The following is a 13,296-nucleotide window of genomic DNA, read 5'->3' as shown; positions in this document are numbered from 1 at the left end:
TATGAATAGAAGCGACTGGGGCTGGGGTTCCACCCGTTCGGGATCCACACTGCAGGAGAATTTGTTTCGGGACGCAGTGTGGCGATAAGCTCGTCCGCTTATCGTTACATTGCTGGAGTATGCGTTACGAGTCGCAGTGTGGCGAAAAGCTCGTCCGCCTTTCGTTTCAGGGCCGATGATACTTGGGGTGCAAGCCCCTAGAAACTTTGGTCACTGCTGCGAAACAAGTAAGAACCTACATAAGGTAGTCACTTGGTGATATGTGGTCTCAGCTTTGTAATTCGAGGAGCTATAAGGTGAAAAAGACTTGAAAGCAAACACTCAAGTGAGTCAATCGTTAGAAAAAGAAACGAAAGTCATTTGTCTCGACAGCTTACGTTTTCATAGATTACGTTATAAAATTAGCATAGAATTAATTCAAAGATTGCAACTGATCCGCATGCTTTTCTTTTTCATGGTTACTAGCATCATATCCAAAGCGGAATCTTTGGTTGCAAAAGGAACAATGCACAAACTTACCATCACTTGTCGGTACTGGCATAATAAACCACCTCCTTGACGTCATTATAGCCAGTTTTTTTGGTTTTATACTTTTTACTTTAAGGTGTGTGCGCACTTTCTTAATTCCCTCATAAAATAGATATGAGGTGAGATTAATGTGGCGAAGATGGATTAATGACTTAAGTGTAGAGTTGCACTGGATGAAACGTGATATAATTCGTCGTTGGCGATTGGATACTTCTACAGGCATTATGGGTATACTAACGTTGATTTCAGGGTTATTACTTTTTGTTGTAATTGGAGATGGGATTGCACATATTTTTCGTTTATTTGTTCCGTTTGTATCAGGCACGCGTATCGGAGAAGTCTACTGGCAGTCAATTGGATTTGGAATTAAAATAAGCTTCATATTCATGATCTTTAGTGGCTCACTAATCATTCTCTTTTTACTTAAGTTTTTTGAGCGGAGATAGTTTCTATTTCAATATTATGTTCTAAGTTGAAAGAGAAGAAAATATAAGTAAAATGTGGACAATCTGTAATATTTGCCGGATTACAGTTCTTGCATAGGGGTAATTACTATGTTAAAATTTATTGGTTAGAAAGGGGTTGAATCTGTGGATTTCTTATCTGGGATTACAAGTACACAAATATTTGATGTCATCATGCTTCCTGTCCAAACTATTATAATCTTTTTAACCTTTTATTATTTTGTTCTTTCGATGTTTGGACTCTATCGGAAACAAGAGACGAAGATACTTACGCCAGAGAAGAGTTTTGCTATAGTCGTGGCTGCACATAATGAGGAAGCCGTCATTGGACCTTTAGTGGAGAATCTGCTCCAACTCGATTATCCGAAAGAATATTATGATATCTTTGTTGTAGCCGATAACTGTACAGATAAAACAGCATTGATTGCTAGGAGAGCAGGGGCTATCGTTCATCGACGATTTAATACTGAAAAACGTGGTAAGGGTTATGCCTTAGAATGGATGTTTTATCGTTTATTTAAAATGGAGCGTCAATATGATGCTATAGCTATTTTTGATGCAGATAACCTTGTAAAGGAAAACTTTCTTTTTGAAATGAATAGTAAACTTTGTCAAGGTCATAAAATTGTCCAGTGTTACTTGGACTCGAAAAACCCGTTTGATACTTGGGTGACTAACACTTTCTCAATTGCATTTTGGGTAACAAATCGTTTATTGCAACTAGCAAGGTACAATACAGGTCGTCTCACGAACGTTCTGGGTGGGACAGGCATGTGTATTTCGACGGATGTTTTAAAAGAATTTGGTTGGGGAGCAACTTCCTTGACTGAAGATCTCGAGTTTAGTATGAAAGCATTGTCTCATGGTATTAAGACAACTTGGGCACATGATGCAGTGGTATATGATGAGAAGCCATTGACCTTTATTCAATCCTGGTATCAGCGTAAACGTTGGGCTCAGGGTCAGGTAGATGTTGCAGGTCGTTATTTCTTCCCCCTGATTATCAAAGGAATACGTGAACGAAAGATCATGTATTTTGATGCGGCGATTCACCTTTTCCAACCGGCACTCGTTATGATCGCTTCCTTTTTTATGTTGACAAACTTAGCATCTGCGTTTACGCCTAACTACACACGCGTATTTACATTAGTCATGCCTTGGACCGGATGGCAGATTCTATCCGCTATTCAGTATCTCTATCCTGTTGCAGCGTTAGCTCTTGACCGGTTACCATGGCGTTCCTATGTGGGGTTGATACTGTATCCTATCTTTATCTATAGTTGGATACCAATTGTCTTTTTAGGTTTCATAAATCGCAACGACAAACAGTGGTCACACACCAAACATACGCGTTCGATTAGTATAGAAGATGTTGTAAAACAAAAAAAGGTATCAGTAAATTAGGGGGAGGATTAAATCCTCCTCCTCTTCTTGAATATGCCCCGCAGATTCAAGAAGAATAAATAAGAGGGAATCAAATTTTAATCGAATCTTAAACAAAATTTGAAAAAAGCTTTGACATAGAGCGTATTTTTGTGTATACTGATAATCGTCAGTTCCCGGGTGATTAGCTCAGCTGGTAGAGCGCCTGCCTTACAAGCAGGATGTCGGCGGTTCGAACCCGTCATCGCCCACCAAACTCGATGTTCGCAGTTCAAGATCTGTAGTTCGCAAGGACCTTGGAACTTGACTTAGGACTATAGAGGGTAGAGATCGGTGTTTATTCATTGGACATCGTGCATCGAACCCCAATCATGGCCCCGTGGTGTAGTGGTTAACATGCCTGCCTGTCACGCAGGAGATCGTCGGTTCAAGTCCGATCGGGGTCGCCATCTTAATTTGCCTCGGTAGCTCAGTCGGTAGAGCAGAGGACTGAAAATCCTCGTGTCGGCGGTTCGATTCCGTCCTGAGGCACCATGCGGGTGTAACTCAGTGGTAGAGTGTCACCTTGCCAAGGTGAAAGTCGCGAGTCCGAATCTCGTCACCCGCTCCACTATTAATTCTGGCGGCATAGCCAAGTGGTAAGGCAGAGGTCTGCAAAACCTCTATTCCTCAGTTCAAATCTGAGTGCCGCCTCCAACTAATTTTGCCGATGTGGCGTAACTGGCAGACGCACGGGACTTAAAATCCCGCGGAGTAACATCCGTACCGGTTCGATTCCGGTCATCGGCACCACATGGGTTTGTAGCTCAGCTGGTTAGAGTACCGCGTTGACATCGCGGGGGTCGGAGGTTCGAGTCCTCTCAAACCCACCATATGAAACATGAGGCTTCTCTTCGGAGGAGCTTTTTTCATACTTAAGCCATTGGTACAAGCGGATCACAGGAGATTTTGAAACGACTACAAAAATGTGAGGCTGAACGACAAAACAGCTAAATACTACAAAGACTCGTTAGTATCTATAAGTAGTCGGTCAAAATTCGGTCAACGAATCACTTACTCAGCCGTGCAAAAGGGGGTGTGCTAAAACTTGTTACTATATTTTTTACATCCCCACTTTTGCTTCTATATCATCAAAACACAAGCGTCCTCACTCCACTTTTATAGTGAAATGAGGACGCTTATTGATTGTTGTAACCACTTGAAATTTTGGAGACTGAGTTTTCACACATCCCCTTTTATATTAAGTTGTCCTACTCAGGTATTTACTAACTTAATTCCCTGCATCTAAGGCGCTAGAATTGCCTTCCAAGGAGTGCTAACATGTTATATAGGTTTTTCCCTGTGAAGATGGTTACAAGCGCTTTAAAGACGTTATATTACTATCTTCCTCTATTTAGTACCTTGCGTCAACACATGAAAGGATTATTTCCCTTGAGCCAGAAGTAAAGAAAGGGCATATCCTATTCAATCCAGGCAATATCAGGTATAATAACCAAGTGAAGGATTACAACAAAGGCGTAAAGTATGATGACGCTCCTAACAGTCTTTATGGTGATGTTCAGTGGTCGAAGAGGTAAAGAGTTTGGGGTTTTACGATAGAACCTTGTTGTTCTGATATGGAACACTTGAAATTGGAGAAGTACCCGAATTCGGTTTTTGTGGTTAGGCTTACTCCTAAACCTATAAAAAATAAATCAATGATAAATAAATCAATGATAAATAAAATTCCCTATAATTGTGTATTAAGGTTTGGACATTTAAAAGCTTAATTGATGAAGTAAATCGATACTTCTTCTCGCTACATTAATCTTTTATGTTGTACATTAAGAAAGAATTTAAGAGGAAATCAAAGAATATATGAAGGATATGAAGGATATGAAAATTTAATATGACAAAAAGATTATTTACATACATTTTAGGCCTTTTTTTAATGACGATTGGAATAGGTTTTTCGGTAAAATCAAATCTTGGAGTATCACCCGTCAGCTCAATTCCCTATACGATTACGCTGATAGCAGGTATTGAAATGGGAAAAGCCACAATTTTATTTCATATTATACTAATACTGATGCAAATCGTATTAGTAAGAAAAGATTTCAAACTGAAAAACCTGTCTCAAATCGTTGTGGCAGTTGTTTTTGGTTATTTCACTACCTTTTCAAATTATTTAATGACATTTTTACCCACATCTGAAAATTACTCAATACGTCTTCTACTTTTACTGATAAGCATTATATTTGTTGCAGTCGGAATTTTTCTTTATCTGCCTCCTGATATTGTGCCGCTCGCTGGAGAAGGTGTAATGCAGGCGGTATCTCAAAAAACTGGAATTGCATTTCCAAGGGTAAAGGTATCATTTGATATTTCTATGGTGCTAATTTCAGGAATAACCTGCTTGTTTGTACTTCACGGCCTTGGGAGCGTGGGGGTTGGAACAATTATTTCAGCCGTTCTGGTTGGAACTGTTTTGAGCTTCATTATGAAATTGTTTAGGAGAAGACTGGATAAATTTTTGAATAATTATTCTGAGGTAATCTGTTATGAACGAAGAATGTAATGCGCATTCTTCTGATGTTGTGAATGTACTACGAACTAATCACGCCTGTACCAAACGGTATGGGCTATTTTTATGCCCATTTTTAGAAAGGAGCTGATACTGATTGAACGCTAACGAAAACTTAATAATGGAATGTCTAAATGAACTTCCGAGAAAGTTCGTAGATAATGAAACAGGAGATATTCTCGGCAACAATTCTCACTTAACCCGCAATGGACTTGAAGTAATGAAGGAGAAAGGGTTGCTAACTATTAGAAGTTATATAGAGGGTGATAAAGTAGTGCTTTCAATTGCAGATGAGGGGTGTGGTATTCCACCAGAAAATCTCGATAAGTTAGGAACCCCCTTCTTTACGACTAAAGACGATGGGACTGGGTTAGGGTTAGCAACATGCTATAAAATTGCTGAATCTCATAACGCTAAGATCAATATCGATTCTAGTCCTAGAGGGACGACGTTCTTTATAATCTTTCCTATTCCTAAAAAGAGTAGGGAGAAGTAGAGCGCCTAAATACTAGCTCTTGCCCTCCAGCGCGAGATTGCCCAAAGGAAAGGTATCCAAACGAAAGCAAACGGCGAAATCAAATAACTTTCGACAAATGCAAGTTCTCTACTCAAAGAATACCCTCTCATGAATCCAAAAGCGATTACCAAAAATACGAAACTTACGGCAAGTTTCCAGGGTAACTTTGTTAATTTAAACACCGTTTCAATGCCCCAGGTTGTCATGAAATAAAAGGCACCACATTTTATAACCAGAGCCCCAAGCCAGACCCCCATAAACAAAGACTCAACTCCAGAAATCGTCCGGCTTATTTCTACCATCTTCCCTAATTCAAGTATACCAAATGCTAAACGAACTGTTTCTGTTGGTCCAAAGACGAGAATTTGAATTAAGGCAACCAAAGTGTCTAAAATTCCTACTAAAAAAACAGTTAGCCGAACTCCTACCTTCAACTGGCCAAGCGCTTGCTTATCGACAGGTAGAAAAGTAAGGATTCCACCTAAAAAAAGTATATATACCATTGAAAATGGTACTACTCTAAGTGCTCCAAAAAATAGAGGTTTTATTCCCTCGCTTAAAATAGGCAGAAGTTCGCCTTGTTCAATACGTGGAATAGTAAGAGCGATATTAAGTACTAATGCAATCACAATCACGGGAAAAATAAGTTCAGAAAAACGAGCAAACACTTCTATCCCAGAGCTTACTAGGTAGAATACGAGTAGAAGAGCACCTATGTAGAACACCCAACGAGGCATTAAAGGCATAATCGATTGCTCATAGATGACTCCGATAAAAGCTAGCAGTAATCCACCATAATAGCCAGAGATTACAATATATAGGAGTCCAATAATTTTCCCAACCCATTTCCCCAAAAGCTTTTCTGAAATCTTCAACAAATTTTCTTGCGGATACTTTGCAGAAAGTGAAAATACCATTAGGCTGTAAGGAATTGTCACAACGAGTGCTGGCAAGACGGCCATCCAACCATCCCGTCCACCTGCTTCAGTAACAAACGATGCTATGAGGAGGAAAGTTCCGCCCATGAGTACAGCTGCCCCTAAGGTTATGAATTGGTGTGTTGAAATCCTTTCCATCGGTTTCCTTTCCGCTTGAAGCTTATCGTCATCAATAATTGGATTACTTGTTATCGCACACCATGTGACTGAACAATATGGTTTAATCTCCCTTATTCTATCCGACAACGGGCCTATTATCCCTTCTAAATACTCTATTTGCATCCAGTTAGCTCCTGGTGTTCAGAATCACTTTTTTCACGTTGAAACCGCTTTAACTTATCGTCAACGCCAAGACCATTTTATGGCTAATATTCCTATGGGAATTATAACCCCCTTCGTCTTGGCAGCTACCACTTTGCACTAACTCTCCATGAGTTACGACCACAGTTTCAGAATTGTTCTAAGGACTCATGCTTAAGTAAGCTAGTTAGGATTATGTATACTTCGCTTCAGTTCTTGATGAGTCAAACATAACTGAGCTAACTGCTTATTCATTCGGAAAAATATGATGACCATTTCACAGATCAAACGCCAAACCGCGTTCCCAACAATAATACTTAAGATTCCTATTAATAATTGATCCTTCATAAATAAATTCCAACTTACAATTGTTATGCCAATCACTCCCCAAAAATAGAGGAATTTAATAAGACGTGTACTAATAAGAAGCCGAAATGAAAAGAAATCACTAAGACTGATATTATTGCTTTCTTCCTCAGCAATTTCGCTATGTTTGGATTGGGCTAGAATAGTTTTCTCTTGTTCTTTGAGTAGGTCTACAATTACCTCAAAGGCTTCTGGTGAATATTCACCCTTAGAGCCGTGCTTCATATGTATCCCTCCATTTCTATAAATAATTAGTTCAAGGTGTAAATGCAAATTCCTCCATTAAATGGTATAAATATAAATTTTTATTATATTAGTTGAATCTCCAATACGAAAGGCTAGAACGAAGTATCGCTCTGCCTTTTTTGTGTTTTCCATGGATTTTAAAAGATCCTATTGTAAATTTCCTCCCTATAAGCTTGTCTTTATAGTGTGTGCCTTCGAAGGAGGTTAAGTTCCAAGATAATGGGGTTCAAGCATTATAGACTGTCCCCAACATGAAGAGAATAAAACATTAAATAACTGGAAATATTAGGGGGTGTCCGCAGCTTTTCTGCAAATATTATTTAGGAGAAAAGTGCATAGAGATTGGCCCAAACGAAATATGACTTCAATTAGGTCATATACTCTACTATGGGGGGATGCCAGTGGAACATTCCGTACAATTAGGAACCCAAAAATATCGGGAGAGCATATGTGAATGCTTACGCGAACTGTGTGAACAAGAACAACTTCCTTTGCAAATTGTTGAACAACGGCAAGGAAAACGTTGGCTAATTCAGTGTAAGTTTGATGACCCTTCGCCAGAGGCGACAGAAAATGAGAGTATAACTCAAAGAATCCACCGTTATTACTTGGCAAATGCCCTTGCCGAGACGATTTTGCTCCATTGGGAAAAAGAGCATGTTCAACAGTTAATTCAAAAAAAGCATCACTTAACGGAAGATAATTGGAGAATGGTGATCAATAAGGCTTTAGAATATTTGAATAAAGGACTGGGGCAAGTTCAGGGATATCGTGTTAACCGCAAGACAAGCCTCGTTACCCAGATTCTGAGTTGCTTAGAGCAGAGTACCATTTTTGACATAGAGGGTTTTCTAAGTTTTCGCGCGCAAGAGTATAAGAGCGATGTAGGTAAAGCAGTGGAATTCGCTATCAACGAGTACATTATTGAAAAGGAATACTTGGAATTCATCCAACTATTAAGACATTTTGTAGATAGTCAAAAGCCTCGTTTAGAGATTTTGCATGTTGGAATGACACCAAAAGGGAAGTTTCATCTCTATAACAACGAAGGAGTTAAGGTAACACACCAGTTTCTGGAGGATTACCAACTCGACAACGTCCAGGAGTTGGGTTATGAAGACTTATTGGTCAGTGCTTTAATTGCTGTAGCACCGCGTCAAGTTACGCTACATATTCGGTATGATGGTTACAAAGATACCCTGCGAACTATTCGAAGTGTTTTTGGTGAGCGCGTACAGGATTGTCAAGGTTGTTCCTTATGTGAAAAATTTTGACAAGTAAGAGGATTCATTGTTATAATAAAAGAAAGAATCGAGAATTCTGACGAAATATTATCTTGAAGATGCTAAATCATAGAGTCATATATCATGTTTAAAGCGTTGAAAGGGAGAGTAGCCTGACCCGGTCGTGTAAGAGATGAAATGCCAAGGCTGTAAGCATTTCTCACGAGCGTACAGGGGAAAACCACCCTGGAGTGTTGGGCTGAAATAAGTAAGCTCAACCGTACCCCGCGTTAAGGGAGATCGAGTGAAAGGGCATTCTTATAACCTTTCAATTGGGTGGAACCACGGGAGTAAACTCTCGTCCCTAGTCGGGACGAGAGTTTTTTTATTTAAAAAATTGGTAAGGAGTGATTTCAATGATTCAGGTTACCTTAAAAGACGGCTCAATTCGTGAGGTTGAACAAGGAACGACAATAGCGGGACTGGCAGCTGATATCTCTCGAGGATTGGCGAAGGTAGCTGTAGCTGGAAAAGTCAATGATAAGCTGAAAGATCTTTCTTATCAGCTAACGGAAAAAGCGGTAGTAGAGATCGTAACGATAGATAGTGAAGAAGGATTAGATATTTTAAGACACTCTACCTCTCACTTGATGGCTCAAGCAGTGAGAAATCTATTTCCGGGGACAAAATTAGGGATTGGACCATCGATCGCTAAGGGTTATTATTATGACTTTGAATCAGAACATGTCTTTACCCCAGATGACCTAGTGAGTATCGAGAAAGAAATGAATCGACTTGTCAAAGAAAAGTATGCTTTCGAACGGAAAGAAGTCTCTCGAACTGAGGCACTTGCCTACTTTAAGGACACAGGTGAACACTATAAGGTTGAACTCATTGAGGGTCTTCCGGAAGATGCCACGATCTCGATGTACACTCAAGGAAACTTTACAGACCTTTGTGCCGGACCACATCTACCTTCAACGGCCAATGTTAAGGCCTTTAAGCTTATGAGTTTGGCGGGAGCTTATTGGCGGGGGAACGAGAAAAATAAAATGCTCCAGCGTATCTACGGCACAGCCTTTGCTAAATCTTCAGATTTAGAAGATTACTTGTTTAAGTTGGAAGAGGCAAAACGACGTGACCATCGTAAGCTGGGTCTAGAGCTTGATCTTTTTAGCTTACACGAGGAGGGCCCTGGTTTTCCCTTTTTCCATCCTAAAGGCATGATCCTACGTAATGCGCTTGAAGATTTCTGGCGCCAGGAACACCGGAGACGCGGCTATCAAGAGATTAAGACCCCAATTATTTTGAATCGTTCGATGTGGGAACAATCTGGACACTGGGACCATTATAAAGAAAACATGTATTTTACAGAGATTGATGACCAGGATTTTTGCGTAAAACCTATGAACTGTCCAGGCGGTATGATCATGTATAAAACAAAACTACGCAGTTATCGCGATCTGCCACTTCGTGTAGGGGAACTGGGACTTGTACACCGCCATGAGCTTTCAGGTGCACTCCACGGCTTACTACGAGTTCGCAACTTTACTCAGGATGATGCGCACATTTTCATGCTCCCTTCTCAAATAAATGAAGAAATTATAGGCGTTATCGAATTGGTAGACTCTTTCTATAAAGTATTTGGCTTTGAGTATAATGTGGAATTGTCGACCCGTCCTGAAGATTCCATGGGATCAGATGAGGACTGGGAAACGGCCACCAATGCGCTTCAAGCAGCCTTAGAAGAGAAAGGGATAGATTACAAGGTTAACCCGGGTGATGGAGCCTTCTATGGGCCGAAGATTGATTTCCATGTGAAGGATTGCCTCGATCGAACTTGGCAGTGTGGAACGATTCAACTTGACTTTCAAATGCCCGAGAAATTTGACTTGTCATATATTGGTGAGGATGGTCAAAAACATCGTCCGGTAATGGTTCATCGGGTTGTCTATGGAAGTATCGAACGCTTCATTGCCCTATTGACAGAACACTATGCAGGAGCATTTCCTGTTTGGTTAGCACCAATTCAAGTTCGTATCTTGCCGGTTAGTGAGCGACATCATGACTATGCTAAAACCCTAGTCTCACGTCTAAATGAACTCGACATTAGGGGAGAGGTGGATGAGCGCAAAGAAAAAATTGGTTATAAGATCAGAGAGGCTCAAACTGAAAAAATTCCGTTTACGTTAGTCGTAGGGGATCAGGAAGCAGAGTCTGACTCGGTAGCGGTTCGACGGTACGGGCAAGGGAATGCTGGGGAGAAAATGACGGTTGATGCCTTTATTTCACTTATTCAAGAAGAGATAAAGAGTAAAAAGATCCTGAAGGTTGACCTCAAAGATGCCTAAGCTGGAACTACAACATCTTCAATGCTTAAGCATGTTTTTGAATAATTACTACACAAAATATGGCATAAAGTAGATTTATATTTTTGCTATGATTGTGTAAGGATAAATTCTTGACAAAGACTTGTGTTTGATATAGAATATCTAATGTTAAGCAGAAGCCATCCGCTTCTCACCTTACGACTCACGTTGTTAAGGTATCTTCTGGTCCTGAGCTTAGTATGTGCTCACGATTGTTTTAGAAGACGGGTGGTATTCATCCGTCTTTTTTCTTATGCGCTGATATTTTAAATGGGGGTGGTTTCTTATTAGCAAGGACTTAAGACTAAATGATGAAATCCGGGTTCGGGATGTCCGTCTTGTCGGCGAGGAAGGGGAACAACTCGGGATCATGACGGCACGAGATGCCTTGAGCCTAGCAGTCGAGAAGTCTTTAGATCTCGTAGAGATCGCACCGACGGCTAAGCCGCCGGTCTGCAAACTTATGGACTATGGTAAGTACAAGTATGAGCAAGCCAAGCGAGATAAAGAGGCTCGCAAAAAGCAAAAAAACATGGAAATTAAAGAAGTTAAATTGCGTCCGAACATTGAAGATCATGACTTCGAAACCAAAGCTCGCAATGCCCAACGCTTTTTAGCGGATGGAGACAAAGTAAAGGTGACAATAATGTTCCGCGGGCGGGAAGTTACTCATCCTGAGCTTGGGAAAACATTATGCTTGAGACTCGCTGAGTTTTGTAAAGCTGAGTGTGTCGTCGAGCGTGAACCAAAACTTGAGGGCCGAAACATGATAATGATTTTGGCCACAATTAAACACGACTAATTACCGAGAGGGGGATACTCAAATGCCTAAAATGAAAACCCACCGTGGAGCGGCTAAGCGCTTTAAGAAAACAGGAACCGGTAAAATCGTTCGGATGCATGGATACACTAGTCACATATTGGAGAAAAAGTCACCGAAAAGAAAACGGAATTTGCGCCAATCGACTATAATGCACAAAAGCGATGCCAAACGGATTGCCAATTTAATTGCTTATCTATAATATTTGACTTAAAAGGAGGTCTTCGGGATGGCCCGTGTAAAAAAAGGTGTAACTAAGCATGCACGACATAAAAAGATATTAAAATTAGCAAAAGGATACCGTGGGGCGAAAAGCAAACTCTACCGCCCAGCGAATGAACAAGTATTAAAATCCTTAGCTTATTCTTATGCTCATAGAAAAGATAATAAAGCTAACTTCCGTAAACTCTGGATTGCCAGAATCAACGCAGCCGCGCGCATGAACGGTTTATCATACAGCCGTATGATGAATGGTTTGAAGAAAGCTGGGGTTTCTGTTAATCGCAAGATGTTGGCAGAACTTGCAATCAGCGACGCAGCAGCGTTTACAGAAATTGTTAATGTTGCAAAAGTACAAGTTAACGGGTAATTAGGGAGGGTGCAAAACTGCATCCTCTTTTTACTCTTTCGCGGAGGTGGCCTAGATGCTTGAGTCCTTACAGAATGAGCAAGTAAAATATGTGGTCTCTTTACAGCGGCGTAAAGCCCGTGAGGAGGCTCAACTGTTTGTGATTGAAGGATGGCGATTCGTTGAGGATGCGGTGCGTAGAAATGCCCCGATTAAAAAGGTTTATGTTTGCCAGAAACGTGAGTCGCTAGAATGGGACTCCCTTCAGGAAATGCTACGTGAACGAAAAATTCCTTTTGAGGATGTCGATGAACGTGTTCTTCGTAAAATGAGTTCAACAGAAGAGCCACAAGGGATTTTAGCTGTTGTACGCCAAGCGAACAATTCATGGTCAGAAATACATATAGATAAGCGTTCGGTCTTGCTTATTTTGGATGGTATTCAGGATCCCGGTAATCTAGGTACTATTCTACGCACAGCGTTGGCGTCGGGCGTCCGCAATGTTTGTTTGACACCCGGGACTGTTGATTTATACAATCCCAAAGTGTTGAGAAGTACAATGGGGGCTCTCTTTTCCTTAGTCCTCTTGCCGGGTAAGCGACCGGAAGACATTTTAGATTTTTGCAGAGAACGAGGGTTCAGCGTTTTTATGGGAGATATTCAGGGTAGCTCGCTTTACAATACTGTATTGCCGGATGCTCCACTTGCTCTCGTTGTTGGTAATGAAGGTAAGGGTCCATCTCCATTGTTTCGGAGTGCGAATGTCCAACGTGTTACTATTCCTATGGCTCAAGGTGTAGAGTCCCTAAATGTGGCGATAGCTACGGGCATATTGCTCTATGAAGTTGTTCGTCAAAGGAGTTTCTTGTAAAACGCAGAAGAGATATGCTATAATTTCGTGTAAATATGGCAATAGTTTAAATAACCAATATAATGCGATGATCAGGTTAAAAGGAGTATCTTCTTTTCAGGAAGGTATGGTCAAAGATTGTGAGCCAGCCAAGAAGGTAC

The 13,296-nt window shown here is 40.7% G+C and carries 13 protein-coding genes, 7 tRNA genes and 2 other annotated features; of the genes, 17 read left to right on the top strand and 3 right to left on the bottom strand.

Annotated elements, in window-relative coordinates; translation table 11 throughout:
• Positions 1-412: 412 nt before the first annotated feature.
• Positions 413-541, bottom strand: a complete 129-nt coding sequence (locus DSBG_RS24095; RefSeq protein WP_282434227.1) for a hypothetical protein — start codon at positions 539-541, stop codon at positions 413-415.
• Positions 542-656: 115 nt separating this feature from the next.
• Between DSBG_RS24095 and DSBG_RS16350 the strand changes: the two genes are divergently transcribed.
• The 11 genes from DSBG_RS16350 to DSBG_RS16300 all read left to right on the top strand — a co-directional run bounded on the left by DSBG_RS16350 (position 657) and on the right by DSBG_RS16300 (position 5,434).
• Positions 657-974, top strand: a complete 318-nt coding sequence (locus DSBG_RS16350) for a hypothetical protein (RefSeq protein ID WP_009623186.1) — start codon at positions 657-659, stop codon at positions 972-974.
• 144 nt (positions 975-1,118) lie between these two features.
• Entirely contained in the window at positions 1,119-2,396 is a 1,278-nt protein-coding gene (locus DSBG_RS16345) for a glycosyltransferase family 2 protein (protein WP_068965327.1), read from the top strand.
• Positions 2,397-2,553: 157 nt separating this feature from the next.
• A tRNA-Val gene (locus tag DSBG_RS16340) sits at positions 2,554-2,629 on the top strand.
• A gap of 119 nt (positions 2,630-2,748) precedes the next feature.
• Positions 2,749-2,824, top strand: a tRNA-Asp gene (locus DSBG_RS16335).
• Positions 2,825-2,833: 9 nt separating this feature from the next.
• A tRNA-Phe gene (locus DSBG_RS16330) sits at positions 2,834-2,909 on the top strand.
• A gap of 1 nt (position 2,910) precedes the next feature.
• Positions 2,911-2,985: transfer RNA gene (locus DSBG_RS16325), tRNA-Gly, on the top strand.
• An 11-nt stretch (positions 2,986-2,996) separates the two neighbouring features.
• Positions 2,997-3,071 (top strand) — tRNA-Cys (locus DSBG_RS16320).
• Between the two features lie 9 nt (positions 3,072-3,080).
• Positions 3,081-3,167 (top strand) — tRNA-Leu (locus DSBG_RS16315).
• 3 nt (positions 3,168-3,170) lie between these two features.
• Positions 3,171-3,247 (top strand) — tRNA-Val (locus DSBG_RS16310).
• A 1,016-nt stretch (positions 3,248-4,263) separates the two neighbouring features.
• Positions 4,264-4,932, top strand: coding sequence for a YczE/YyaS/YitT family protein (locus tag DSBG_RS16305; protein WP_068965326.1), 669 nt, complete (start codon positions 4,264-4,266; stop codon positions 4,930-4,932).
• A gap of 103 nt (positions 4,933-5,035) precedes the next feature.
• A complete protein-coding gene (locus DSBG_RS16300) occupies positions 5,036-5,434 on the top strand; it encodes an ATP-binding protein (protein ID WP_068965325.1) in 399 nt (132 codons plus the stop codon).
• A 5-nt stretch (positions 5,435-5,439) separates the two neighbouring features.
• On the opposite strand, the gene DSBG_RS16295 is transcribed toward DSBG_RS16300, so the two are convergent.
• On the bottom strand, positions 5,440-6,531 hold the full coding sequence (locus DSBG_RS16295) for a GerAB/ArcD/ProY family transporter (RefSeq protein WP_068965330.1): 1,092 nt from the start codon (positions 6,529-6,531) through the stop codon (positions 5,440-5,442).
• A 345-nt stretch (positions 6,532-6,876) separates the two neighbouring features.
• Positions 6,877-7,284, bottom strand: coding sequence for a DUF4282 domain-containing protein (locus tag DSBG_RS16290; protein ID WP_083236927.1), 408 nt, complete (start codon positions 7,282-7,284; stop codon positions 6,877-6,879).
• 422 nt (positions 7,285-7,706) lie between these two features.
• Between DSBG_RS16290 and ytxC the strand changes: the two genes are divergently transcribed.
• The 6 genes from ytxC (at position 7,707) to DSBG_RS16260 (ending at position 13,156) form a co-directional block, all read left to right on the top strand.
• On the top strand, positions 7,707-8,579 hold the full coding sequence (ytxC, locus tag DSBG_RS16285; protein WP_068965324.1) for a putative sporulation protein YtxC: 873 nt from the start codon (positions 7,707-7,709) through the stop codon (positions 8,577-8,579).
• Positions 8,580-8,675: 96 nt separating this feature from the next.
• Positions 8,676-8,897, top strand: a binding site (T-box leader).
• Positions 8,898-8,944: 47 nt separating this feature from the next.
• On the top strand, positions 8,945-10,879 hold the full coding sequence (gene thrS, locus DSBG_RS16280) for a threonine--tRNA ligase (RefSeq protein WP_068965323.1): 1,935 nt from the start codon (positions 8,945-8,947) through the stop codon (positions 10,877-10,879).
• 143 nt (positions 10,880-11,022) lie between these two features.
• Positions 11,023-11,154: a sequence feature (ribosomal protein L20 leader region), on the top strand.
• Between the two features lie 29 nt (positions 11,155-11,183).
• Positions 11,184-11,699: a translation initiation factor IF-3 gene (infC, locus tag DSBG_RS16275; protein WP_040413095.1), complete on the top strand. Its 516-nt coding sequence runs from the start codon at positions 11,184-11,186 to the stop codon at positions 11,697-11,699.
• Between the two features lie 22 nt (positions 11,700-11,721).
• Entirely contained in the window at positions 11,722-11,919 is a 198-nt protein-coding gene (rpmI, locus tag DSBG_RS16270) for a 50S ribosomal protein L35 (protein ID WP_068965322.1), read from the top strand.
• 27 nt (positions 11,920-11,946) lie between these two features.
• A complete protein-coding gene (gene rplT, locus DSBG_RS16265; protein ID WP_009623167.1) occupies positions 11,947-12,306 on the top strand; it encodes a 50S ribosomal protein L20 in 360 nt (119 codons plus the stop codon).
• Positions 12,307-12,361: 55 nt separating this feature from the next.
• Entirely contained in the window at positions 12,362-13,156 is a 795-nt protein-coding gene (locus tag DSBG_RS16260; protein ID WP_068965321.1) for a TrmH family RNA methyltransferase, read from the top strand.
• The last annotated feature ends 140 nt before the right edge of the window (positions 13,157-13,296 follow it).

Origin of the sequence: Desulfosporosinus cupriresistens (assembly GCF_001707885.1) — a bacterium.
Classification (GTDB): Bacteria; Bacillota; Desulfitobacteriia; order Desulfitobacteriales; family Desulfitobacteriaceae; genus Desulfosporosinus.
This window is presented reverse-complemented; position numbering and strand designations above follow the sequence as displayed.

Bases quoted from the DNA above. Each gene is read 5' to 3' on its own strand.
- DSBG_RS16295 (WP_068965330.1), bottom strand. From the start codon at position 6,531: ATGGAAAGGATTTCAACACACCAATTCATAACCTTAGGGGCAGCTGTA.
- rplT (WP_009623167.1), top strand. From the start codon at position 11,947: ATGGCCCGTGTAAAAAAAGGTGTAACTAAGCATGCACGACATAAAAAG.
- DSBG_RS24095 (WP_282434227.1), bottom strand. From the start codon at position 541: ATGCCAGTACCGACAAGTGATGGTAAGTTTGTGCATTGTTCCTTTTGC.
- DSBG_RS16290 (WP_083236927.1), bottom strand. From the start codon at position 7,284: ATGAAGCACGGCTCTAAGGGTGAATATTCACCAGAAGCCTTTGAGGTA.
- thrS (WP_068965323.1), top strand. From the start codon at position 8,945: ATGATTCAGGTTACCTTAAAAGACGGCTCAATTCGTGAGGTTGAACAA.
- rpmI (WP_068965322.1), top strand. From the start codon at position 11,722: ATGCCTAAAATGAAAACCCACCGTGGAGCGGCTAAGCGCTTTAAGAAA.
- DSBG_RS16305 (WP_068965326.1), top strand. From the start codon at position 4,264: ATGACAAAAAGATTATTTACATACATTTTAGGCCTTTTTTTAATGACG.
- DSBG_RS16260 (WP_068965321.1), top strand. From the start codon at position 12,362: ATGCTTGAGTCCTTACAGAATGAGCAAGTAAAATATGTGGTCTCTTTA.
- DSBG_RS16350 (WP_009623186.1), top strand. From the start codon at position 657: ATGTGGCGAAGATGGATTAATGACTTAAGTGTAGAGTTGCACTGGATG.